This is a genomic window from Dyella sp. C9 (assembly GCF_003332825.1).
Classification (GTDB): domain Bacteria; phylum Pseudomonadota; class Gammaproteobacteria; order Xanthomonadales; family Rhodanobacteraceae; genus Dyella.
The window spans coordinates 37,197-61,884 of sequence record NZ_QIRF01000013.1; the positions used below are offsets into that span (position 1 = coordinate 37,197).

Below are 24,688 nucleotides of genomic sequence, written 5' to 3' on the forward strand. Positions count from 1 at the left end.
ATGAAGCCTCAGGATTTGCCGGGACGGCGCGTACGCGAAGCGCCAAGCTTGCGGGTGAGCGTGTTGCGGCCCACGCCCAGCGCCGCGGCGGCATGCTGGCGATGTCCATCATGCGCAGCCAGCGCGGCCTGCAGCAGGGTCTGGTCCAGTGCTTCGCGGGCACGGGTGTGGATGTCGAGTTCGCCATCGGCGATTGCCTGGCTGGCCCACTCGCGCAGGGCGTCGGTCCAGCCGCCCGCATTCGATGCCATCGCCTGGCTGCCCAGGTCGGCTGGCAGGATCTCGGCGCCTGGCGCGATCACCGCCAGGCGACGACAAAGGTTTTCCAGCTCGCGCACGTTGCCGGGGAAATCGCGCTGCGCCAGCACCTTCAGCGCAGCCTTCGAATAGCGCTTGGGCGGCAGCTTCAGTTCCTGCGCCGCGCTGGCTAGGAAGTGTTGCGCCAGCAGCGGGATATCGCTGCGGCGCTGTCGCAGCGGCGGCAGCTCGATGCGCACCACGTCCAGACGATGCTTGAGGTCGGCACGGAACTGCCCGGCGGCGACGCGGGTATCCAGATCCTGGTGCGTGGCGGCGATGATGCGCACATTGCCACGGATCAGTTGCCGCCCGCCCACGCGGTAGAACTCGCCACCGGCCAGCACGCGCAGCAGCCGCGTCTGCAGCGCCAGCGGCATGTCACCGATCTCGTCGAGGAACAACGTACCGCCCTCGGCCTGCTCGAAACGGCCCGCGTGCCGACGGGTCGCCCCCGTGAACGCACCCGCCTCGTGGCCGAACAACTCGCTTTCCAGCAGTTCGCTGGGGATGGCCGCCGTGTTGAGCGCGACGAACGGCTTGTCGCGCCGTGCGCTCTCCTCGTGCAGCGCGCGCGCCACCAGCTCCTTGCCGGTACCGGTTTCGCCGGTGATGAGCACATTGAGGTCGCTGGCCGCGACGCGGCCGATCAGGCGGAACACTTCGCGCATCGCCGCGCTCTCGCCCAGCAATGCGTGCGTGGGCGCCGGCGAAACCGGAGTGACGGCATCGAGCGGCACATCGGCCAGCGCACGCTGCACCGCGGCCACCGCCTGGTCGAGATCGAACGGCTTGGCCAGGTAATCCACCGCGCCCGCGCGATACGCCGCTGCCGTGGTCGCCACGTCGGTATAGGCGCTCATCACGATCACCGGCCCCACGCCCTGGGCATGCAGTGCCTGCAGCAGCGCCAGGCCGCCCTCGCCCGGCATGCGCACGTCGGTGAGCAACAGCGACGGGCGCGCATCGCGCAAGGCCGCACGCACCTCCTCGCCATCGCCGAATTCGCGCACGGTGAGGCCGGCGTCGCGCAGGGCCTCGGCCAGCACGAAGCGCACGCCGCGATCGTCATCGGCAATCCAGATCTCGGGACGCGGCTCAGTCATGGTGATGCCCCATCGGCAAATAGAGGGAGAAAACCGTTTCGCCCGCACGGCTGGCGTAGCGCAGCTCGCCGCCATGCTCGCGCGCGATCTCGCGCGCCAGCGCCAGGCCCAGCCCGCTGCCGTCGGCGCGGCCGGACACCAGCGGTTCGAACAGGGTGTCGCGCAGGGTCGCCGGCACGCCCGGACCGTCGTCGATCACGTCCACGCGCAGCGCCATGCGCACCACGCGCTCGCCGAGGCGCACCGCGGGCTCGGCGCGCGTGCGGAAGGTCAGCGTGTGCGCACCGGCCTCCAGGGCATTGCGCGCCAGGTTGAGCAGCAGTTGCAGCAGGCGATCGGCGTCACCACGGATGTCGGGCAGACTCGGGTCGTAGTCGTGGCGGATGGTCGGTGGCACCGGTTCGGCGTGCAGCAGTTCACCCAACCGCTCGAGCTGCTCGTGCACGTTCACCGGCCCCAGCCGCGCCGCCGCACCATCGTGGCGCAGCAGCCGGTTGGCCAGTGCAGTGAGGCGATCCACTTCCGCGATCATCAGCGCTGTCAGTGCGCGCAGCTGGCCGTCTTCCACGCGTCGCTGCAATAGTTGCGCCGCACCGCGCAGACCGGCCAGCGGGTTCTTCACCTCGTGCGCAAAACCGCGCAGGGTCGCGGACAACGGGGTCTCGGCACTGGCCGGCGGCGCCAGCGCGTGCACCTCGACCAGCAGATCGCCGCTTTCCAATGGCTGCAGCGAAACGTCCATGCGACCGGCATCGCCACGGCTGGATGGCACCTCGATGCCGCGCAGCTGCAACGAGTTCGGCTCATGCAGGGCCCGCTCGGCCAGGGTCATCCATTCCGGTCGATGCAGCAACACTGCGAGCGACTGCCCCACCGCCGTGCGGGGCCCGATCGCCAGCAACTCCGCCAACGCCGGATTCACCCAGCGCAGGCGCAACTGCGCATCCGCCAGCGCCACCCCGGTGGCCAGCGGCTCGGCCCAGCTACGGTCTGCCGTTTCGCTCATTGCACCATAATGGACAGTGCGCTGCTTTGGTGCAATGGGTCGAGTTCAATCCATGGTGCCGAGGGGTGGCGCATGTCGGCGCCTACCTGGGAAATGACGGCAAGGATCGGGTGGGCGCGCAGATCGTTCCGGCCCTCGCGCCTGGACGACTGCAAGCTCATTCCCGTTCCATGATGAAGAGCGGCTGGAAGCATCCGAGGATGAGCCGCCGGGGATCGAACGGCGGTTCGTTGGGGGACTCCAGGCTTCCGTCCGCGTGCATCTTCGCCTCGGCGGCGTAGAAGCTGGCCTTGTCTGGCCAGATCTGCCAGGTGAAGACGATCTTCTCTCCCTCCTTCGCCGCGACCGCGCGGCGAAAGTCGGTCAGCTTGCCGTCGGGCACGTAGTCTTCCCAGCACTCGACGATCTCGAGGCATCCATGGTTCTTGAAGATCCTCGCGCCGTTCTCCGCCCACTCACGATAGGCGTCCATCTTGTCCCCGGGCACGGGGATGACCAGGCCTGCGACGTACATGGGAAAACTCCTCGGGCGATACAGGCGATGTGGCCAGCCTATGCCTGGGCCGGCGCATCGCCCCTGAATGCAGCGGGCTTTCCATCGAGCACTTGCACGCGCGAGGCATGGGTCGGGCGATCGTCGTCGTGATGCAGGATCAGTCCCGCTATAGTCGCTGCACCCCGGCCGCGGCTCGATGGATGCCTGACGCTGGAGACCTCCTCCCGGTAGCGCGCATGGCCACAGTCAGCCCCGCATGGATACGCATGGCCAGCGCGAAGGCGTCGGCGCTCCTGCAGCCACTGGTCGAGGCCATCGCCACCATGGCGGCCGCACTCGCCACGCTCGCCTGCACGTTGCCGCTGGCACCCGGCCCGGGGCCGGCCGTGCTCGCGGTGGTGCTCAGCCTGTCGTTGTCGCGCAGCCAGCTTGATCGCGACCTGCGCGGGCGCCTGGAAGCCGCCGTCGTGCTGCCGGTGGTGGCCTTCGTCGCGCTGGGTGTGGGCATGCTGCTCCGCCACGCGCCGTGGATCGGTGCCGCCGTGTTCGTGACCGGCATGTTCGCGTCGATCTGGCTGCGCCGCTTCGGGCCCATGGCGCGCCGGGCCGGCAGCCTGATCGCCCTGCCCTTCGTGACGCTACTGACCGTGCCGCACATCCATGCCGAGCCGACTGGCCGGTTGCCTGCGGTCGTCGTGCCGTTGCTGGTCGCCCTGCTCGCGCTGCTGTGGGTCAGTGTGTTTCACCTGCTGGCGCGCCGGCTGGGCCTGCAGCCGCCGGTGCAAGCACCCGCTCAGCAACCCTTGGCCACTCCCACGGAGAGCACGCTCAGGCCCGTGGCCAGTACCCGCATGGCCATCCAGATGGGCGTGGCATTGGCGTTGGCCTTCGTGGTTGGCTACCTCGGCTTCGGGCAGCGCTGGAGCTGGATCGTACTTACCGCGTTCATCGTCAACAGTGGCAATCGCGGGCGGCTCGACGTGGCCTTCAAGAGCGGCCTGCGCGTACTGGGCTCGGCGGGTGGCACGGTACTGGCGATGTCGCTGAGCCTGCATGCCGGAGGCGATCCGACCGCCCACGCCCTGTTGATCCTCGGCGCGTTGTTCTTCGGCGTGTGGCTGCGCCCCTTCGGCTACGCCTGGTGGGCGCTGTTTGTCACGCTCGCCCTGGCATTGCTGCAAGGCTTTTCCGATTCGGCGCCGCCCGCGGCCATGTTGTGGCTGCGCCTGGAGGAAATCGCCATCGGTGCGGTGATCGGCCTGGCCGCCGCATGGTTCGTGCTGCCGGTGCGTTCCGGCGACGTGCTGTGCCGCCGCCTGGCCGACGCACTCGCTGCCTTGTCCGAAGCACTGGACCCTGCCGTCGAGGATCGCAATCCGGCCCGGTTCGCTGCCGCGATGGCGCAACTGGAACAGATGGTGACGCCGTTCCGGGCCAGCCGTCTGCTTACCGCCCGCTTCCGCACCCTGCAACCGGCCGACTGGGCCGATGCCTTGCTGGCCTGTCGTACTCCCGCCATTGCACTGATCGCCGGGCGGAAAACGCCCGGGCACGTACGCCAGGCCGTGGGCAGCGCCCGCAAGGCACTGCGCGAACCCGAGGCGCTGCTGCCCGCATTACAGCGACTGTGTAAGAGCCTGGGTGTCTGACCCACCACTCGCGAAACCGCGTTCCGGAGCACGGTTCCTTGCAGCGGCGCGGGCTGTCTATGCTTGGCCGCCTCGCCCGGGGCATCATGCCGCCTCGGTATCTTTACCTCCGCCAAGGCCCCTGCATGCACGCTGCGTCACCCCGGCACCTTCGCCGTCCATGGTCGATTGTCCTGCCGCTGACGCTGGGTCTGCTCGCAGCCATGCTGGTCACCGGTGGAGCGATGCTCTGGCCCACGAACGTATGCTGGCTGCAGCACGCCGACCTGGCGCAAAGCTACCTGGGTTGGGCGTTCTACCGCCACGATCCATGGACCCTCCCTTTTGGCGCCACGCCTTCGTATGGCCTGGAGATCCATTCGTCGGTCTACTACTCCGACTCGATTCCGCTGTTGGCCATGCTGCTGAAGCCGGTGGCGGCATGGCTGCCCGAGCCTTTCCAGTACTTTGGTCCGTGGGTGCTGGCCTGCTTCATCCTGCAGGCGTACTTCGCCTGGAACTTGTTGTCCCTCAGCACGGACAGCGTAGCGGCCCGCATACTCGGATGTCTGTTTTTCGTAGCGGCACCACCGATGCTGATGCGCCTGGGTGGTCACATGGCCTTGGTCGCGCACTGGGCGATTCTGGCCGCGCTATACCTCTATCTGCGTCCGTCGAGCAAGCACCAGCGAGGATGGTGGACCGTGTTGGTCGCCGCTTCGATGGTGATCCATGCCTATGTATTCCTGATGGTGGCTGCGATCTGGGTGGCCGATGTGCTGCGGCGACTATGGCTGGCGCGCCATGGGGAGAACACGTCGATGCCCTGGCGTGAGCTGGCGCGTGAAGTGCTGCAAGTGATGCTGGCGACGGCCGTGGTGGCGTGGCTCGCAGGCTTCTTCATGATCTCCAGTCGCGGCATGCAGGCCGAGGGCTTCGGCTACTACAAGATGAACCTGCTGGCACCGTTCAACGGCGGTGGCTGGTCGCGCTTTGGTCTGGCCTTCGCACAAGCTGATGGTGAGTACGAGGGCTTCAACTATTTCGGCGTGGGCGGGCTGTTGCTGCTGCTGGCCGGGTTGATCGCCGGGCTGAAGCAGGCTGCGGCCAGGCAGCGACGCCTGTGGTGGCCACTGGTGGCAGTTGCAGTGGGACTCACGCTGTTCGCGATCACGCCCTCGGTGGGACTGGGCATGCACGAATGGCAACTGCCGCTCCCATCCTGGCTGCACGATCGACTGGCCCATTCCTCCATCCAGGCCACAGGTCGTCTGTTCTGGGTGAGCTATTACATGCTGCTGGTCGCAGCCATCGGGGCACTGGCGCGCACCCTGTCCACGCGCTGGTTGGTCCCGCTGCTGGGCGTTGCCGTCCTGCTGCAGGCCATCGATCTCGCGCCAGGACTGCGCAACTTGCACCAGTTGCTGCTCACGCGCGCCACGGTCGACCAGGCCACGCAGCTGCAGGGCCCGTTCTGGGATGATGCCGGCCAGCGCTACACGCGCCTGCGTCTCGTGCCCACGCGGCTGCTGGCACCCGGCTGGGAGGTGTTGGCGCGCTACGCGCTCGAACATCACATGGGCACCGATGCGATTCAGGTGGCACGCGCCGATTGGAAAGTGTTCAACCGCGTCCGTGCTCATCAGTTGCAGCTGCTGGACAATGGCACGCCGGAACCACAAACGCTCTATGTCCTCGATCCGTCTATCGCCGAACGCGTGGCCCGTGCGGCACATCCGCAAGATGCGGTGTTCTTGCTCGATGGCTGGCGAGTACTGGCACCTGGATGGAACCAACCACTGCCACCCGGCGCCGTCAACCTCAAGCCCACGCCCTGAGCGCGCCGCTCAACGGAAGTTGAAGTACTCGTAGCGCAGGCTTGATGCCGGCAAGCCCTGTTCGCGCATCTGTGCACGAATCACGTGCAGCAGGCCCGGCGGACCGCAAAAGGCGACCTTTACCGCGGCGACACCGACGTTGCGCGCGATGGCATCGAAGCGCTGCCGGAAGCGGTCGCTGACCGGGCCATCTGGCACCGCGACAAAGGCCGCCCCCCGCTCTTCGGCCATCGCCTGCAGCACGGCCACCTCCGGAAACTCGCGTCCGGGCGTGTAGAAATAAAACAGGGTCACGCGATCGAAGTGGCCGACGCGATCGTCCTTGAGCCAGGCGATAAATGGCGAGATTCCGACGCCACCGCCGATCCACACCTCGTGCCCGGCCTGCGCATCGCGCACGAAGCGGCCATGCGGTGCCAGGATGTCCGCCACCATGCCGACGCGGATGTCGGCCACCAGCCTGCCGGTGAAATCACCGAGCGCACGTATCACGAAATCCACGCGCCCGTTCGGGCCATTGCCGCTGGCGATGGTGAAAGGATGCGGTTCGCGCAGGCCATCGGCCTTCATGCGCAGAAAGCCGAACTGGCCGGGTTCGAAGCTAAGCGGGCGCCCTACCGGTTCCAGTTCCAGATGGATGGCCGCCTTGCCCGGCGTCACTGCGACCACGCGGTACTCGGCCTGTCCGGTGACGAAGCGGTAGAGCAGCAGTTTGTAGGTTGCCGCCAATACGCCCGCCGACGCCGTCAAGGCAAGCCAGAGGCCAGAGGGACTGCCCAGCGCGATCGGCGATTTGATGCTCAGCCAATGCAGCACCACCACCATGAACAGTGGCCCTGAGAGCTTGTGCCACCAGCGCCACACGCGATAGGGAATATTGCGATTGAGCGCCAGCAGCACGATGAACATCAGGCCGACAAAGCAAACCTGGCGAACGAAATGCGTGAGGTCGCGTGGCAGCGGGAGGATGGCCGTGTTGTCGACACCCTGCACGCCGGCATGGAACACCAGATGAAACGAGCCCAGGCCGAGCGCCCAGATGCCCAGCCACTTGTGCGCCTGGTACACGCGATCGAGCCCACCGAACAACGACTCCACCACGCCAAGCCGCGCGCTCAACACGGCAGCAAGACCCATCATCGACAGGGCCGCCACGCCTGCCGCCAGGCTGATTGCCCCGGTGGTCGGCCACGCGCGCACCGGCAACGGCCATGCGACCAGCGCGACGCTGATCATGATGGGTAGCCCAACGACCTGCCAGTTCCTGATCATCCTGTCTGTCCCGCGCCAAGGTCCGGTCACCATCCAGCGAGGGACCAGGGAACTCATTGATGTGTGCCGGCACAACCATACATGCCCGACAAACGCGCGCAGGCGCCGTGGCGTGTACCGCTGCTCACGCATGCATATCGATAGTCCGCCGTGCGGCCCCGGGCCGGGCATTCCGCGTTGAAGACGGTTCCCTCACCAGTTCCAGCGGAAGCCCACCTTGCCATCCCAGGCATGGAAACCCTGGCTGTTGAAGCCCTTCTGGTAACCGACGTTGGCATAGAACGAGGTGTTCTTGTCCAGCTGCCAGGTCATGCCACCGTTCAACTGCCACCACGAGCCCTTGATGCTGCCGTCGAAGGGTACGAAGCCATCTTCGGACGAGAACGAGGTGGTCGGCTGGCCCTGGAATTCCTTCCACAGGTTGAAGCGCAGCCAACCCGTGAACAGACGGCGTATGCCGTCGGAGGTGGGATCGAGCGTCCAGGTATTGGCCCAGCGCAGGCCCACGCGCCCCACCAGCGAGGTGATGTCATTGAACTGCACCGTGGCTGCCGCATCGCTGGCCTGGCCGTTGTTGAAGCGCTGGTAGATCACCTGTGCCTGCGGTTCCCACACCTGCGAGTCGTCGTGGAACGGGTAGCCGCCCTCCACCGATCCGGCCCAGCCAAAACCCGAGCGATGCAGCTCCAGGCCTTCATTGGACATCGCGCTCTGCTTGGACCAGGTGCCCTGCCACACGGCGTCGAGGTATTGGCCTTCGGACCAGAAGTGCGTCCAGTACAAGCCAAGCGACTGCCCCTTCACTTCGTCGCGGCCGGCATCGCTGCCGTCCCAGTCGTCGACATCGCTGCGGATGCGTCCGGTGCCCAGGTAGAAACCGGCGTGGTCGCGCTGCTGGTTCTCGTGCTCCTCGGCGAACACGTCCATGCCAGCCTGGAACGCCATGATGTTGTAGTCGTATTGCGGGCTGCCGTTGTAGATGCCCTGCGAGGCGCCGCGCACGTTGCCATCCTCGCCGATCACGCGCACCCACAGCGCGTTGAGGTAGTTGTCGTCGCGCAGGTCGCTGCGGTCACGCAACTGTTCCTCGTCGCCCACGCGCTCGTGCAGGTTGTCCAGCGTGGCCCAGCCGTAGCGCAAGGCCAGCGCAGGCAGTGCGGTGTAGAGCGAAACCTCGGGGCGATAGTTGGGAACGCCTTCCGGCGCGGTTGGCGACTCCGGCTCCGCCGGGCCCGGTACAGGAGGGGGCGTAGGCGGATCGGCGGGGTCCGGAGCCGGAGGTTCAGGCGCGGGAGGCGCAGGCGGTGACGGTGGTGACGGCGGTGCGGGGCAATCGGGGTGTGAACTCACCGTGCCGCAGTCCCGGGTGGAGCGCAGGAACCAGTACTGTTCCGTGCCTTCCGAGATACCGCCGCGCGCCAGGGTGTACTCGTAGGGTCCGGCCACGACCGGTCCGGCAAGGCTGAACGCATCCGCATTCGTCGTGCCACCCGCGGTGACTTCCACCACCGGGATGCCGTTGCCCGAGGTCAGCGCGCCAGGACCACCGGTGTTGGTGACCGCAATGAAGCTGTGGCCGGTGGCCGTTCCGCCATTGATGATCAGCCGATCGGTCGGCGAACTGTCGTCGGCCAGATAGGTATGGATGCCCAGCGTGCCACCCGCGCCGACGTACGAGCCCACGTACAGCTGCTTGTAGGCATCCGGAGCGGTGAACTGCACCAGGCCGGCATTGGTGAGGGTCTGGTACACCAACGAGTCTTCTGGAATCGTCCAGCTGCTGGTGGCATCCACGTTGACATTGGTGACGTAGTACGCCTCGCCCGTCCAGCTCGAATGATTGGCCAGCGAAATGTCGGCGAGATTGGTGGTGCCGGCCTCGGCCAGCCCGCTGAGCGTGCTGTCGTCGGCATTGAGGTGCACATAGGTCGACTGCGAGCCACTCGACAGGCCCGCGTACAGCAGCCCAGTCGTTCCCTGCACCAGGCTGCCTTGCGATGCATTGAGTTGCAGCGGACCGTAACCCAGCACGGCCCAGAAGTCGGACGACACCTGCGTATTGCTGAGCGTAATCACGTTTTGCTGGCTTGCCGAAACATTGCTCGACGAGATCGCGCGCGTGCTGGCGCCGGTAGCAACCACGTCGGTATCGGAAAGACTGATGAACGGCACGGTGGTACGCGTGCCGTAGTTGAGCAGGCGCACCGCCGTGCCGTTGCTTGCAGTGATGGTCGTGGGTGAGCTGCCGCCGAACGTGCTGATCTGGCCACCATCCGTGGCGTAGAGCCCGAACGATCCACTACCAGTGTTGTTGATGGTCGCGCCAGTCAGGTTGATCACCGCCGGTGCGTAGTTGCTGCTGCCGCTGGTCGTGGTGGACGACCAGGCATAGGCGCCGGCGCTGTTGGCGGCACTGGCGGTCACCTGGATGCCGCTTGCCGTGAGCACGCCGCCATCGGAGCGCAGGCCGGCATTGTTGGTGCCTGCGGTCACCTGGTAGGTGGGTCCCACGGTGCCGCCCGAGCTACTGGCCAGGGTGCCGCCGTTGTTGAGCGTGTAGAACGACCAGGTCGGCGTGGCGCCGATAGTGATCGTCCCGCCACTCAGCGTGGCACTGGAACCGTTGCGTACCATCACGCCGACACCAGCGTTGGAACCGGCCACGGTCAGATTGTTCAAGGTCACGCTGCCGCCGTTGATGACGAGCACGCCGATGCCGCTGTTCTGCGCGCCGCTGGCGCCGGCATTGAAGTTGAAGGTGAGGCCGGCACCGAGGGCGGTCGTTGGCACCTGGCTATTGTCGACGACCATGCCGGTACCACCGACGCCACTGCCGGGGTTGAAGTTGAAGGTCTGGTTGGCGGGCAAGGACACCACGCCGCCACCGTACATGTAGACGCCGATCGCGCCGGGCGAATTCAGGTTGACGGTCACGGGCGAGGTGACGGTAAGCGTACTGGGCGTCGCCGCCGCGGCGGATGTATTTGCCGCGCCAAACGCCAGCGCATTGAGCGCGGTTCCGCTGCTGGTGATGGATCCGCCCGCGAGCGTGATGGTGCCGCCGTCCTGCGCGACTGCACCGCGCCCCGAGCCTCCGCTCAGGTTGATCGCCACGTTGTTGGCATTGATGGTCGCGGCCAGGCCGTTGGCGGCCAACGCCGCACCCACACCAGTGACGTTGAGGTTGGCACCCTGGCTGATGGTAGTGGTGGCAGCGGCGCGCTCGAGCGTGGCATAGGCAAAGATCGCGTAGCCGCCGCCCGAGGTCACGGTGAGGCCGGGCGACAGCACGTCGACGGTGCCCTCCCGGTCGTAGATGCCGGTGCCGGTGGTGGTGGTGACCGCGATGGCGCCGGTCGATGGATCGAAGATCAGTTCGCCACCGCCATTGACGCTGGTGGCAGTGGTGCTGGTGGTGGTGATGGTCGTGTTGCCAACCACGGTCGCCGGCGAATTAGCCGCGCCGACGGATTGGCCCGTGGTGATGTTGCCGGGTCCAATCTGGGTCGCCTGCGCGCGCACCATGCCGGGTGACAGCAAGGCCAGCAGCAAACCGGCGGAGCCCAGTGCCCATTCGCGCGTCGAGGGCAGGCGTTGGGCAATGGCCCGTGCCAATGAACGGTGACGATGGTCGATCGCCACGCTTCGGGCGGCCGAGCCGCGAGAAACCGCATGACGCTTGTCCAAGGCTGTGCTCCCTTGCCGATGCGCAGGGCGCGCACGGCGAGCCGGAATGGATTGCAAAACGCGGGAGCAGACATGATCGGAGCGCGTCCCTTTCCGGACAACCGAAGAACTACTTAGAGCGCGCCATGTTGAACGGGCAAAGTGGCTTTGCCGCGAGGCGAAACATTCGTATGGACGGCCACGCTGCGCGACGGCGGTCAACGAATCGTGAATGTCCTCACGATCCGTTGACCGCTGATGGGTGAAACACGGCGGGCCGGATACTTTCCGACATCACGCCGAGGTCGCCGCGATGGCATTCGTGCCCACGCAGCGCGGCTACCTGTCGCATATTGCAGTCGACGCACAAAACAACGGGCGCCGAAGCGCCCGTTGTCCCTCCCACCCACAGCGTTTACGCGATCAGAGCGCGTAGTACATCTGGAATTCCAGCGGGTGCGTGCTGGCGCGGTAACGCGTCACTTCCTGCATCTTCAGCTCGATGTATGCATCGATGAAGTCGTCGGTGAACACGCCACCGGCCTTGAGGAAGTCGCGATCCTTGTCGAGCGCGTTGAGCGCTTCGTCCAGGCTCGAGCACACCTGCGGGATGTTCTTCTCTTCTTCCGGCGGCAGGTCGTAGAGATCCTTGTCGCTCGGCGCACCCGGGTCGATCTTGTTGATGATGCCGTCGAGGCCGGCCATCATCAGCGCGGTGAACACCAGGTAGCCGGAGTTCATCGGATCGGGGAAGCGCACTTCGATGCGGCGACCCTTCGGGCTGGACACGTACGGGATGCGACAGCTGGCCGAGCGGTTGCGGGCCGAGTAGGCCAGCATCACCGGCGCTTCGAAGCCCGGCACCAGGCGCTTGTAGCTGTTGGTGGTGGAGTTGGCGAACGCGTTGATGGCCTTGGCGTGCTTGAAGATGCCGCCGATGTACCACAGCGCGGTCTGCGACAGGCCGCCGTACAGGTCGCCCGCGAACAGATTGTTGCCGTCCTTCGCCAGCGACTGGTGCACATGCATGCCGCTGCCGTTGTCGCCGACGATCGGCTTGGGCATGAAGGTCACGGTCTTGCCGTTCTGGTGGGCGACGTTCTTGATGACGTACTTCATGGTCATCAGTTCATCGGCCTTCTTCACCAGCGTGTTGAACTTCACGCCGATCTCGCACTGGCCCGCGTTGGCCACTTCGTGGTGATGCACTTCCACCACCTGGCCCAGCGATTCGAGCACCTTGCACATGTCGGCGCGCAGGTCGCCCAGCGAGTCGACCGGGCTGACCGGGAAGTAGCCGCCCTTCACGCCCGGACGGTGGCCGGTGTTGTTGTCTTCGTACTTGTAGCGCGAGCTCCACGCGGCTTCTTCGGAGCCGATTTCGTAGAACACGCGGCCCATGTCGTTCTGCCAGCGCACCGAGTCGAAGATGAAGAATTCCGGCTCCGGACCGAAGAAGGCGGTGTCGGCAATGCCGGTGGACTTCAGGAAGGCTTCGCCGCGCTTGGCGATGGAGCGCGGGTCACGGCCATAGGCCTGCATGGTGGACGGCTCGAGCACGTCGCAGTGCAGGATCATCTGGGTGTGCGCGCTGAAGGGATCGATGTACGCGGTGTCCGGATCCGGCAGCAGGATCATGTCGGACTCGTTGATGCCCTTCCAGCCGGCGATCGACGAACCGTCGAACATCTTGCCGTCCTCGAAGGTGCCCTCGTCGATGGCGTGGGCCGGGAACGTCACGTGGTGGTGCTTGCCGAGCATGTCGGCGAAGCGGAAGTCGACGAACTCGACCTCGTGTTCCTGGATCAGATCGAGCACTTTCTGGACGGCGGACGACATGGACAACCTCGACGGGCTAAAGGTGAGAAAACGAAGGCGATTCAGCAAGGCGCGTGCCAAGCAGACAGTTCTTTCTACATCAATGAGTTAAGCTATCACGACCGATCGTGATCCCTGTGTATTGCACGATGATGAAACACGTATAAGCACCATATTGGTGCAAATATCCTGAACTCGTCAGGCCTGCATACGCAGCGCAGGGCACGCCTGCAGGATGTCGCCATGATGAGCGTAGCGAGTCATCCGGCGCCTTTCCCAGATGCCCTCAGCCGGCATCCGCAGGGACGAGCACCGCGGGCCACCTGCACCGCCCCAAAAACGCCACTCCAGTCGCTTAAGCTATGCCGCTTTGCGCCGGCATGGAACCGGTGCCGGCCAACTTCCTGGAGTTTCCGTGAGCGACCTGATCAACGTCATCCTGCTCGGCATCATCGAGGGCATCACCGAGTTCCTGCCCATCTCCAGCACGGGCCACCTGCTGATCGCCGAAAAGTTCGGCCTCGGCGAACGCTCGGACCTGTTCAACGTGGGCATCCAGGCCGGCGCCATCCTCGCGGTGACCTTCATTTACTGGAGCCGCATCTGGCAGCTGTTCACCCAGTGGCGCGACCCGGCCAACCGCGATTACCTGGCCAAGCTGACGGTGGCGTTCCTGATCACCGCAGTGCTTGGCTTCATTGCGGTGAAGCTCGGCTTCAAGCTGCCCGAGGCGGTGACGCCGGTGGCGTGGGCGCTGGTGATCGGCGGCATCTGGATGCTTGCCGCCGAGCGCCTCGCCGCACGCCAGCCCGATCGCACCGAGGTGACCTGGCGCGTGGCCATCCTGGTCGGCGTGGCGCAAATGGTGGCGGGCATCTTCCCCGGCACCTCGCGCTCGGCCGCGACCATCTTCACCGCCATGCTGGCGGGCACCAGCAACCGCGCGGCGGCCACCGAATTCGCCTTCCTGGTGGGCATCCCCACCATGTACGCAGCCAGCGGCTACGAGCTGCTGAAGGTGGCCAAGGAAGGCGGCCTGCACGAAGACTGGACCGCCCTGATCGTGGGCTTCATCGTGTCGGGCGTCGTGGGTTTCGTCGCGGTGAAGTGGCTGCTGGGCTATATCCGCAGCCACCGCTTTACGCCGTTCGCGATCTACCGCATCGCGCTGGGCCTCGCCCTGCTGGTGTTCATGCCCGCCGGCGCCTGATCGATAAAACACCTGTAGGAGCGCACCCTGTGCGCGACCGGCGCCGCGGGACCACTCCATGGGGAATGCCAGCCCGATCGCGCTCAGGGTGCGCTCCTACAACAGTAGGGTCAGGCTCAGGCGCGTAGGCGCGCCGGCTCCGCCAGCGCCGGCTTCTTGTGCTTGCCCGGTTCGCTGGTCTGCTCGAACACCTCGCGCACCCATTCGATGAAGGCCTGCACGCGCGCGGACAGGTGCTTCTTCTGCGGGTAGACGATCCATACCGGCTTGCCGGTGGAAATGGTGTCCGTCATCACCAGCTCGAGCTTGCCGAACTCCAGCATGCAGGCGGCGATCACGTGCGGCGCCTGGGTGATGCCCAGCCCGGACACCACCGCCTGGATCACCGATTCGGCGTCGTTGATCAGGATGTGCGCCTCGATGTCGATGCCGACCTGGCCGCTCGGGGTGTCGAACTGCCACTGGCGTGGCCGGCCATTGGGCTGCACGTAGTTGATGCAGCGATGATTCTTAAGGTCTTCAATGCTCTGCGGTGAGCCGTAGCGGGCCAGATAGTCCGGCGAGGCAATGATCACATTGCGCAGGTAGCCGATCTTGCGTGCGATCAGGCTGGAATCCTCCAGCGGCCCCACGCGCACCGCGCAGTCGATGCCCTCCTCGTTGAGGTCGTAGGGGTAGTCGCACATGGCCAGCTCCAGCCGGATATCCGGATAGCGCTGCTCGAATTCGGCCAGGCGGGGAATGATCACGGTGCGCCCCACCGAGGCAGGCACGCCGATGCGCAGCTTGCCGGAAGGCTTGCGCGCGGCATAGCCGAGGGCCTCGGTGGCCTCGGCGAGATCTGCAAGGATCTCCTTGCAACGTGCATGGAAAGACGCCCCATCATCGGTCAAACGCAATGAACGCGTCGACCGGTAGAGCAGCCGGGCACCCAGCTGTTCCTCCAGTCGGGACACGGCGCGACTGACACCGGAGGGAGTCATGCCCAGTTGGGCAGCCGCCGCGGCAAAGCTCTTGGCCTCGACCACGCGGACGAACGCGGAGATTGCGGCAAAGTCTTCCATAGGCTGGTTTTCTACCCCATTCGTGACTGACAGTCACTATTGCATTGCACAAGAAGGTATTTATTGAACCGTATCGTACACCTAATCTCTCGCCCCTGCCCGGAGGTCTCCCGACCTCACGGGCCCATTCTGGGAGGCCGAGATGAAGAAACGATGGATCCTTACCCTGCTCACCCTGGCCGTGGTGGGGGGAAGCTGGGCCCTGCTGGGCCATAGCGGTGACACCCACGCACAGGCCGGCCCGCCACCGGCACCCGCCGTCACCGTAGCCCAGGTGCTGGTGCGCCCGGTGGACGATGCCGACGAATTCACCGGACGCCTGCAGGCGGTCGACACCATCCAGCTGCGCCCGCGCGTCAGCGGATATGTGGACTCGATCCACTTCAAGGAAGGGGCGATCGTGCGCAAGGGCGACCTGCTCTTCCGTATCGACCCGCGCCCGTACCAGGCCGAAGTGGACCGGCTGAGCGCCAACCTCAGCCAGGCCAGGTCCGAGGAAGTGCTGGCCCAGGCCAACGCCGAACGCGCGCAGCGGCTGCTGGAGCAGCATGCCGTGGCCAAGGAAGAGGCCGATCGCCAGGTCACCGCCGCGCAAAGTGCCAAGGCGCAGGTGGCGTCCACCACCGCCGCACTGGACGCCGCCCGGCTCAACCTCGGCTTCACCGAGATCCGTGCGCCGATCGATGGCCGCGTGAGCAACGCCCTGGTGACACCGGGCAATCTGGTCACCAGCAACGACGTGCTGACCAGCGTGGTGAGCATCGACCCGATCTACGCCTACTTCGACGTGGACGAGCACAGCTACCTGAAGTTCGACCGCCTGCGTCGCGAGCACGGCGGCTCGCCGGAGATCGCCATGGCGCTGGCCGACGAGCAGGGTTTCCCGCACGCCGGTCGCGTGGACTTTGTCGACAACCAGCTGCGCGCCGGCAGCGGCACGATTCGCCTGCGCGCGGTGTTCGACAACGCCGACGCACGCTACACGCCGGGCCTGTACGTACGCATCCAGCTGCGCAGCGACAGCCATACGCCGCGTGCCCTGGTGGATGACCGTGCGGTGGCCACCGACCTCGGCAACAAGTTCGTCTATGTGCTGGGCAAGGACAACAAGGTGGAATACCGCCGCGTGGTCACCGGCCCGCTGCTGGACGGCCTGCGCGTGGTCACCGAAGGCCTGGATGCGAAGGACGTGGTGGTAGTCAGCGGCATCCAGCATGTGCGCCCGGGCGTGGAAGTGAACCCGACCAAGGTGGCGATGCAGACGCGCAGCCTCGAGCCGAACAAGCAGCTCGCCCTTGTGGGCGGCGCTTCGGGCAAGAACGCCGCGCAGGAGCAGTAACTGCTTTTGCTCGTCGTCCCTGCGAAGGCAGGGACCCAGTGACTCTCCTCTGCCGCGTGAAAGGCGCTGGATCCCTGCCCTCGCAGGGATGACGGGTCAGGAGAACGGCCAGCAAGTCATGAACGCCCTCTTCCTTTGGGAAGAGGGCCAGGGAGGCTCTGTCCCCGCATCGCGCGTAGAGGCTCCCGAAGTCCCCGCCCCAGGCGGGAATGGTGCCCAAGAGCAACCAGGACGAACGCAATGAAACTCGCCCAATATTTCGTGGACAGGCCGATCCTGGCCGGTGTCCTCTCCGTACTGATCCTGATCGCGGGCAGCATCGCGCTGTTCAAGCTGCCGATCAGCGAATACCCCGAAGTGGTGCCGCCCACCGTGGTGGTGCGCGCCAGCTATCCCGGCGCCAACCCCAAGGTGATCGCCGAAACCGTCGCCACGCCGCTGGAAGAACAGATCAACGGCGTGGAAGGCATGCTGTACACCAGCTCGCAGTCCACCAGCGACGGTGCGATGACGCTCACCGTCACCTTCGCGCTGGGCACGGACCTCGACAACGCGCAGGTGCAGGTGCAGAACCGCGTGTCGCAGGCGCTGCCGCGCTTGCCCGAGGAAGTGCAGCGCCTGGGTGTCACCACCCAGAAGAGCTCGCCCGACCTCACCATGGTGGTGCACCTGATCTCGCCGGATAAGCGCTACGACATGCTCTACCTGTCGAACTACGCGCGCCTGCACATCAAGGACCAGCTGGCCCGCCTCGACGGCGTCGGCGACGTGCAGATCTTCGGCGCCGGCGAATACAGCATGCGCGTGTGGCTGGACCCCAATCGCCTCGCCTCGCGCCAGCTCACCACCGGCGACGTGGTGCACGCGATCCAGGAACAGAACGTGGCCGTCGCGGCCGGTGCGCTGAATGCGCCGCCGGGACCGAACACCGCTGCCTTCCAGCTCAACATCAACACGCAGGGCCGCCTGATCACCGAGGAGGACTTCCTCAACATCATCGTGCGCAAGGACGCCGACGGCGCCGTCACCCACCTGCGCGATGTCGCCCGCGTGGAACTGGGTTCCAACAACTACGCGCTGCGCAGCCTGCTCAACAACCAGCCGGCGGTGGCGCTGCCGATCTTCCAGCGCCCGGGTTCCAACGCCATCCAGATCTCCGACGAAGTCCGCGCGCTGATGGCGGACCTGAAGAAGGATTTCCCGCAGGGCGTGGACTACCAGATCGTCTATGACCCCACCATCTTCGTGCGCGGCTCGATCGAGGCGGTGGTGCATACGCTGTTCGAGGCGATCGCCCTGGTGGTGCTGGTGGTGATCCTGTTCCTGCAGACCTGGCGTGCCTCGATCATTCCGCTGGTGGCCGTGCCGGTGTCGCTGATCGGCACCTTCGCGGTGATGTTGCTGGCGGGCTTCTCGCTCAACGCGCTGTCGCTGTTCGGCCTGGTGCTGGCCATCGGCATCGTGGTCGACGACGCCATCGTGGTGGTGGAAAACGTCGAGCGCCATATCGAGCATGGCCTCTCGCCCAAGGAAGCCACGCGCAAGGCGATGAACGAGGTGACCGGGCCGATCGTGGCCACGGCGCTGGTGCTGTGCGCGGTGTTCGTGCCGGCCGCCTTCATCAGTGGCCTCACTGGCCAGTTCTATCGCCAGTTCGCGCTGACCATCGCCATCTCCACGGTGATCTCGGCGTTCAACTCGCTGACCCTGAGCCCGGCGCTCTCGGCCCTGCTGCTGCAGGAACATGGCGCGCCGAAGGACAAGCTCAGCATCGCCATCGAGCGTGGCTTCGGCTGGCTGTTCCGTCCGTTCAACCGCCTGTTCGTGCGCAGCGCCAATCGTTACGTCGGCGGCGTGCAGCGCATCCTGCGCCAGGGCTCCATCGCGCTGATCATTTACGGCGGACTGGTGCTGCTGGGCATGTTCGGTTTCGTGCACGTACCCACCGGCTTCGTGCCGGCGCAGGACAAGCAGTACCTGGTGTCGTTCGCCCAGCTGCCCGATGCGGCCTCGCTGGACCGTTCGGAAGACGTGATCCGTCGCATGAGCGATATCGCGCTCAAGCAGCCGGGCGTGGAAAGCGCCGTGGCCTTCCCCGGCCTGTCCATCAACGGCTTCACCAACAGCACCAACTCCGGCATCGTGTTCGTGACGCTCAAGCCGTTCGAGGAGCGTCGTGATGCCTCGCTTTCGGCCGCGGCCATCACCGCAGCACTGAACCAGAAGTATGCGGCGATCCAGGACGCCTATATCGCGGTGTTCCCGCCGCCGCCCGTGATGGGCCTGGGCACCATCGGCGGCTTCCGCATGCAGATCGAGGACCGTTCCGACGCCGGCTTCGAGGAGTTGTACAAGCAGACGCAGAACCTGATCGGCGCCAGCATGAAGGTGCCCGAGCTGGCCGGGCTGTTCTCCAGCTACCAGGTGAGCGTGCCGCAGGTGGATGCGGACGTGGATCGCGAGAAGGCCAAGGCCGAAGGCATCGACCTGTCCGACGTCTACCAGACCATGACGGCCTACCTCGGCTCGCTCTACGTCAACGACTTCAACCGCTTCGGCCGTACCTACCAGGTGAACGTGTCCGCCGAGCCCGGCTTCCGCCATGAGCCCGAGGACATCCTGCAACTGAAGACGCGCAGCGCCACCGGCGAGATGGTGCCGCTGGGTTCCTTCCTCACCGTGCGCCAGGGCGTGGGCCCGGATCGCGTGCAGCACTACAACGGCTACCCGACCGCCGAGATCAACGGTGGCCCGGCGCCGGGCTTCAGCAGCGGCCAGGCACAGGCAGCGATCGAGAAGCTCGCGCGCGACAACCTGCCCAACGGCATGTCGTTCGAATGGACCGAGCTGACCTACCAGCAGATCCTCGCCGGCAATACCGCGGTGCTGGTGTTCCCCTTGTGCGTGCTGCTGGTGTTCCTGGTGCTGGCTTCGCTGTACGAAAGCCTGCTGCTGCCGCTGGCGGTGATCCTGATCGTGCCGATGGTGCTGCTGTCCGCCATCACCGGCGTGTGGGTGTCCGGTGGCGACAACAACATCTTCACCCAGATCGGCCTGATCGTTCTCGTCGGCCTGGCCTGCAAGAACGCCATCCTGATCGTGGAGTTCGCCCGCGAGGCGCAGATCATCGAGGGCATGGACCGCGTGCAGGCCGTGCTGGAAGCGGCCCGCCTGCGACTGCGCCCGATCCTGATGACCTCGTTCGCTTTCATCATGGGCGTGGTGCCGCTGGTGACCTCGCACGGCGCGGGTGCGGAGATGCGCCATGCGATGGGCGTGGCGGTATTCGCCGGCATGCTGGGCGTCACCTTCTTCGGCCTGATCTTCACGCCGCTGTTCTACGTGCTGGTGCGCGGCTGGGGCGAACGCATGAGCGAACGCCGCCGCGCCCGCAAGGCCGCGCGCCTCGCGCAGGCCGGCAACCTCCTTGAGGAGCATTGATATGTCTTTCTTGAAGATCCTCGCCACCGCACTTCGCCCTCTCCCCGCCGGGGAGAGGGCCGGGGTGAGGGGCCACGCCAGCAATCGCTCCACCTCGAAGCTCGCCCTTTTGAACGTGCTCGCAAGCACCCGCCCCTCACCCCAACCCTCTCCCCTGAGGGGAGTGGGAGCCAGGAAGCTCAGCGCGCTGGCCGCCGCGATCATGCTCTCCGGCTGCGTCAGCGTCGGTCCCGATTACCACGCGCCGCAGGACAAGCCGGTGGCCGTGCAGGGCGTCAACGCCGAGCAGGAAACCACCCAGAGTTTCCAGGCCAACTGGTGGAAGCAGTTCAACGACCCCACGCTGGATGCACTGATCCAGCGTGCCGCCGCCAACAGCCCGGACCTGAAGATCGCCTACGCCCGCCTGCGCGAATCGCGCGCCTTGCTGGGCGTGGCCAAGTCGCAGCAGATTCCTGACGTGGAAACGGTGGCGAACTACTCGCGTTCCCGCGAACAGCAACCTGGCTTCACCGACCAGCGCACCACCATCACCAGCTACCAGGCCGGCTTCGACGCCAGCTGGGAGATCGACCTGTTCGGCGGCATCCGTCGTTCGGTGGAGGCCGCCCGCGCGGATGCGGGCGCCAGCGAAGCCTCGCTGCAGGACGCACAGGTGACGCTGTTCGCCGAGGTCGCGCGCTACTACTTCGACCTGCGCGGCGTGCAGCTGCGCATCGACGTGGCCAATCGCGACATCGAGAACCAGCGCGAATCGCTGCGCCTGATCCATGCCCGCGCCGACATCGGCACCGGTTCGGAACAGGATGTGGCCAGCGCCACCGCGCGACTGAAGTTCGTCGAAGCCCAGCTGCCCACGCTGCAGACGCTGGCCCAGAACGACACCGCCCGCGTCGCCGTGCTGTTGGGCGAACGACCGGGCGAGCTGGACATCGACCTGTCGCCGCAGGGCTTCAAGCCGATCGACGTGGCACTCGCCATCGGCAACGCCGGTGACGTGCTGCAACGCCGTCCCGACGTGCGGGTGGCCGAGCGCGAACTCGCCGCCGCCAATGCGCGCATCGGCGTGGCCAAGGCCGACTACTACCCGCACATCTCGCTGGGCGGCTTCATCGGCTTTCTCGCCGGACGCAGCAACGACTTCGGCGGCGCGCAATCGCGGGCCTGGTCGATCGCGCCGTCGATCACCTGGTCGGGCCTCAACGTGCAACGCGTGCGTTCCAACGTGAAGGCCAGCGAGGCCCGTGCCGATGCCGCGCTGGCCAACTACCAGCGCAGCGTGTTGCAGGCGGTGGAGGACGTGGACAACGCCATCGTCGGCTACAACCTGCAGCGCGACCGCGTGCTCAAGCTGCAGGACCAGGTGACCAACAGCCGCCGCGCCGCCGACCTCGCACGCATCCGCTACAACGAGGGCGCCGCCGACTTCCTGCAGCTGCTCGATGCCGAACGCACCCAGCTGGAAGCGGAGGATTCGCTGGCCGATGCGCAGGCATCGATCAACCTGCGCGCGGTGGCGGTGTACAAGGCGCTCGGCGGCGGCTGGCAGGCCTGCGCCAGCGAGCGTTGCGACCAGCTGGCCGCAGCCCCATGAACGCGGTGGCGACGTTTCCGGGGAGGCCGCCACGCCGCCGCACCACGGCGCCCGAACCGGAACTGTCGCAGCGCGTGGCGCTGGTCAGCGGCGCCAATCGCGGACTGGGCCTTGAGATCACGCGTCAGCTCGCCAACCTGGGTGTGACGGTACTGCTGGGCGCACGCAGGCCAGGCGCCGGCGAGAAGGCCGCACGGCTGTTGCGGCGCGACGGCGGCACGGTCATCGCCGTGCCGCTGGATGTCACCTCCGGCGACGAGGTGCAGGCACTGGCCCGGCGCATCGAGCAGGAGTACGGGCGCCTGGACATCCTGGTCAACAACGCCGGCGCCTATTTCGACATCGACGACCAGGCCTCGTCGGTCAGCATCGATATCGTGCGCCAGGCACTGGAAACCAATCTGCTCGGCGCCTGGCAATTGAGCGAAGCGATGCTGCCGCTGATGCAGCGCCACGGCTATGGGCGCATCGTCAATGTCTCCAGCGGTTGCGGCGCGATGGACAGCGAAGGCGCCAGTTGCCCCGCCTACCGTGTCTCCAAGGCCGCGCTCAACAGCCACACCCGCATGCTGGCGATGGAACTGCAGGGCAGCGGCATCCTGGTCAACGCGGTATGCCCGGGCTGGGTCGCCACCGACATGGGCGGCCACGGCGGGCGCCCGATCGCCGAGGGCGCCGCCGGCATCGTCTGGGCCGCCACGCTGCCCTCGCGACCCGGCGTTACAGGGGGCTTTTTCCGCGATCGGCAGCGCATCGACTGGTGAGCCCATGCGTCCCCGCGGTGAGGCTCAGGCCATCGCCGGGTCGCTGATGCTGGGTCGGCCGGTCTCGATGCGGCCAGCCATGCGTTGTTCGAAACCAGGCCCCCGGACGGTGAAGTCGTACCAGTGACCCTGCTCCCGCGAAGGCCACAGCTGGCGGAACTCCGTGGCAGCTGTGATCACCCGCTTCCACGGGCCACCGTCGATGTAGGCGTTGGCGATGATTTCCACCGGAAGCTCGCCTTCGCCAGGCTGGCGTACAGCCAAACCGATCGCGCTGTCGTCGTCATGCAACAGTTCAACCTCCACCTCCCCGCGCTCGGCGAGGTGGCCTCTGAATTCGCGGTAGAAGCCCGCCGGACCGTGGACCTCCAGGTGATAGCGACCCATGTCTTCACCCGTAGGCTTCCAGTGATCGTCCTCCAGCCAGGCGCCCGCCTCCACTGTGTAGCGACGCGGCAACTGCGCGGGATGGCGGCGATCGTAGACATGCAACACCGCTCCTTGCTTGCCCGTGTTCTCGAAGGCCAATACAACGGCGCCGTCACGCTGGGCGAGCCGCACATCCAATGCATACGGCAACGCGCGTGATAGTCGCACGCCCGGTTCCTGGGACAACGGCTGCGGCTCGGCAGGTGGGGCTGCCTTGGGCATCGTCTTGGCATGCAGCTCGATCAGTGCGTAGTCGCTCATGTCGGGCAATGCATCCCACGGCGTGTTGTTGGGATCGGCAAAGTCGAAGGCGGAGGTGAGATCGCCGCTGATCGAACGATGCCAGTCGCTTATTGCCGGAATCTCGATACCGAAGCGCTTCTCCAGAAACATGCCTACGGAGGTGTGATCGAAGACCTGCGAGTTGACCCAGCCCCCTCGGCTCCACGGTGAGACGACGTACATCGGTACCCTGGGGCCAAGTCCCCACGGGCGAATATTGCCTGCCGCGTGGTCTTGCGGGTGAAGATGCTTGTCGGTGTCCGCCACGAAATACATGCCGGCGACATCCATGGTCGATTTTCCGGCCAAGCTCCCGTCCGGGTAGACCGACGGCACCGCAGGCGGCGGTACATGGTCAAAGAAGCCATCGTTCTCGTCGAAACACAGGAAGAACACGGTCTTGCTCCACACCTCCGCATTCGCAGTCAGCGCAGCCAGCACCTGCTCGACGAAGTTGCCGCCCTGCGCCGCGCTGGACGGCGCCCCGGGATGTTCCGACTTCAACGGTGTGGGCAACACCCAGGATACCGAGGGCAAACGATCGGCCAGCACGTCGTCCCTGAGATCGTTGACCGAATAGGGCCGCATGCCTTTTTCATAGTATGGCGACCCCGGCTTGGCCTGGCGGAAGCTGGGCGAAGCCAGGGCACCGTGCATCAGGCCGTTCCAGTTCTCGTTGGGATCCTGGTAGATCTTCCAGCTGACGCCGGCCGACTCGAGCAACTCCGGAATGGTCGGCCACAGGAATGGGTCGCCCTGGTACTGATAGCCTGGCGAGGGCAACGTGCCGGAGATGGCCGTACGCAGGTTGAGTACCTCGGCCGATCGCTCGTCGGTGTTGATGCCTCGATTGCGCAGCAACGGGTCGTGGTTGGAGCCGGACCAGAATACGATGCGGTTGGGCCCTGTCGATGCATGCAGCGAACAATGGTAGGCATCGCACAGCGTGAATGCATCGGCGAGCGCGTACTGGAACGGTGCTTCCTGTCGCGTGTAGTAGCCCATCGAGGCGTCGGTCTTGTAGCGCGTCCATTCGCTCATGCGCCCTTGATCCCAGGCGGCCTGGGCGTCGGGGAACGTATGCGGCATCGAGGCCACCAGGGCGGCATTCATTGTAGTGGCGTCCAAATGAAACGGCTGGATCTCCTTCTGCCCGTTCGACTGGTGCCAGACCGGCTTGCCGGTCACCGTGGGTATCGGAAAGCGATCCTTGAAACCACGCACGCCACGCAGGCTGCCAAAGTAGTGGTCGAACGAACGGTTCTCCTGCATGAGAATCACCACATGCTGCACATCGTCGATCGTGCCGGTGCGCACGTGGGCGCCGATGGCCAGCGCCTTGCGAATGCTGGGAGGCATCGCCGCAAAACCGGCGGTAACGACCGCCATGCCACCCATCATCCTGATGAAGTCACGCCGCTTCATGTGCTTTCCGTCG

15 protein-coding genes are annotated in these 24,688 nt (G+C 65.9%); 7 read left to right on the plus strand and 8 right to left on the minus strand.

Annotated features, from left to right (window positions below):
• Positions 1-8: 8 nt before the first annotated feature.
• The 3 genes from ntrC to DVU99_RS14390 form a co-directional block, all read right to left on the minus strand.
• On the minus strand, positions 9-1,403 hold the full coding sequence (gene ntrC, locus DVU99_RS14380) for a nitrogen regulation protein NR(I) (protein WP_114240923.1): 1,395 nt from the start codon (positions 1,401-1,403) through the stop codon (positions 9-11).
• On the minus strand, positions 1,396-2,409 hold the full coding sequence (locus DVU99_RS14385; RefSeq protein ID WP_114240924.1) for a nitrogen regulation protein NR(II): 1,014 nt from the start codon (positions 2,407-2,409) through the stop codon (positions 1,396-1,398). Before DVU99_RS14385 ends, ntrC begins: the two co-directional genes overlap by 8 nt.
• 157 nt (positions 2,410-2,566) lie before the next feature.
• Positions 2,567-2,923, minus strand: coding sequence for a DUF1428 domain-containing protein (locus DVU99_RS14390; protein ID WP_114240925.1), 357 nt, complete (start codon positions 2,921-2,923; stop codon positions 2,567-2,569).
• 218 nt (positions 2,924-3,141) lie between these two features.
• Between DVU99_RS14390 and DVU99_RS14395 the strand changes: the two genes are divergently transcribed.
• Entirely contained in the window at positions 3,142-4,554 is a 1,413-nt protein-coding gene (locus DVU99_RS14395) for an FUSC family protein (protein WP_157971447.1), read from the plus strand.
• Between the two features lie 125 nt (positions 4,555-4,679).
• Positions 4,680-6,371, plus strand: coding sequence for a DUF6311 domain-containing protein (locus DVU99_RS14400; RefSeq protein ID WP_157971448.1), 1,692 nt, complete (start codon positions 4,680-4,682; stop codon positions 6,369-6,371).
• A gap of 9 nt (positions 6,372-6,380) precedes the next feature.
• Here DVU99_RS14400 and DVU99_RS14405 read toward each other — a convergent pair whose 3' ends face one another.
• The 3 genes from DVU99_RS14405 to glnA all read right to left on the minus strand — a co-directional run bounded on the left by DVU99_RS14405 (position 6,381) and on the right by glnA (position 13,148).
• Positions 6,381-7,643 (minus strand): ferric reductase-like transmembrane domain-containing protein, encoded by a 1,263-nt coding sequence (locus DVU99_RS14405; protein ID WP_198670341.1) that lies wholly within the window; start codon positions 7,641-7,643, stop codon positions 6,381-6,383.
• A gap of 192 nt (positions 7,644-7,835) precedes the next feature.
• Positions 7,836-11,330, minus strand: coding sequence for an autotransporter outer membrane beta-barrel domain-containing protein (locus tag DVU99_RS14410; protein WP_157971449.1), 3,495 nt, complete (start codon positions 11,328-11,330; stop codon positions 7,836-7,838).
• Positions 11,331-11,732: 402 nt separating this feature from the next.
• A complete protein-coding gene (gene glnA / locus DVU99_RS14415; RefSeq protein WP_114240929.1) occupies positions 11,733-13,148 on the minus strand; it encodes a type I glutamate--ammonia ligase in 1,416 nt (471 codons plus the stop codon).
• 394 nt (positions 13,149-13,542) lie between these two features.
• Here glnA and DVU99_RS14420 point away from each other — a divergent pair, with 394 nt between their 5' ends.
• Complete coding sequence (locus DVU99_RS14420) at positions 13,543-14,337, plus strand: undecaprenyl-diphosphate phosphatase (RefSeq protein WP_114240930.1); 795 nt, start codon at positions 13,543-13,545, stop codon at positions 14,335-14,337.
• Between the two features lie 116 nt (positions 14,338-14,453).
• On the opposite strand, the gene DVU99_RS14425 is transcribed toward DVU99_RS14420, so the two are convergent.
• Positions 14,454-15,401 carry a LysR family transcriptional regulator gene (locus tag DVU99_RS14425; RefSeq protein ID WP_114240931.1) on the minus strand — a complete coding sequence of 316 codons (948 nt, stop codon included), beginning with the start codon at positions 15,399-15,401 and terminating at the stop codon, positions 14,454-14,456.
• Between the two features lie 142 nt (positions 15,402-15,543).
• Between DVU99_RS14425 and DVU99_RS14430 the strand changes: the two genes are divergently transcribed.
• From DVU99_RS14430 to DVU99_RS14445, 4 genes are all read left to right on the plus strand, one after another.
• The gene (locus DVU99_RS14430; protein ID WP_114240932.1) at positions 15,544-16,740 is read left to right on the plus strand and encodes an efflux RND transporter periplasmic adaptor subunit; all 1,197 of its coding nucleotides are present in this window, start codon (positions 15,544-15,546) and stop codon (positions 16,738-16,740) included.
• A 240-nt stretch (positions 16,741-16,980) separates the two neighbouring features.
• Positions 16,981-20,181, plus strand: a complete 3,201-nt coding sequence (locus DVU99_RS14435; protein ID WP_114240933.1) for an efflux RND transporter permease subunit — start codon at positions 16,981-16,983, stop codon at positions 20,179-20,181.
• 202 nt (positions 20,182-20,383) lie between these two features.
• The gene (locus tag DVU99_RS14440) at positions 20,384-21,775 is read left to right on the plus strand and encodes an efflux transporter outer membrane subunit (protein WP_198670345.1); all 1,392 of its coding nucleotides are present in this window, start codon (positions 20,384-20,386) and stop codon (positions 21,773-21,775) included.
• Positions 21,772-22,539, plus strand: coding sequence for an SDR family oxidoreductase (locus DVU99_RS14445; protein WP_114240935.1), 768 nt, complete (start codon positions 21,772-21,774; stop codon positions 22,537-22,539). Before DVU99_RS14440 ends, DVU99_RS14445 begins: the two co-directional genes overlap by 4 nt.
• A 24-nt stretch (positions 22,540-22,563) precedes the next feature.
• Here the strand turns inward: DVU99_RS14445 and DVU99_RS14450 are convergent, their stop codons facing one another.
• On the minus strand, positions 22,564-24,675 hold the full coding sequence (locus tag DVU99_RS14450; RefSeq protein ID WP_114240936.1) for a phosphocholine-specific phospholipase C: 2,112 nt from the start codon (positions 24,673-24,675) through the stop codon (positions 22,564-22,566).
• Between the last annotated feature and the right edge of the window lie 13 nt (positions 24,676-24,688).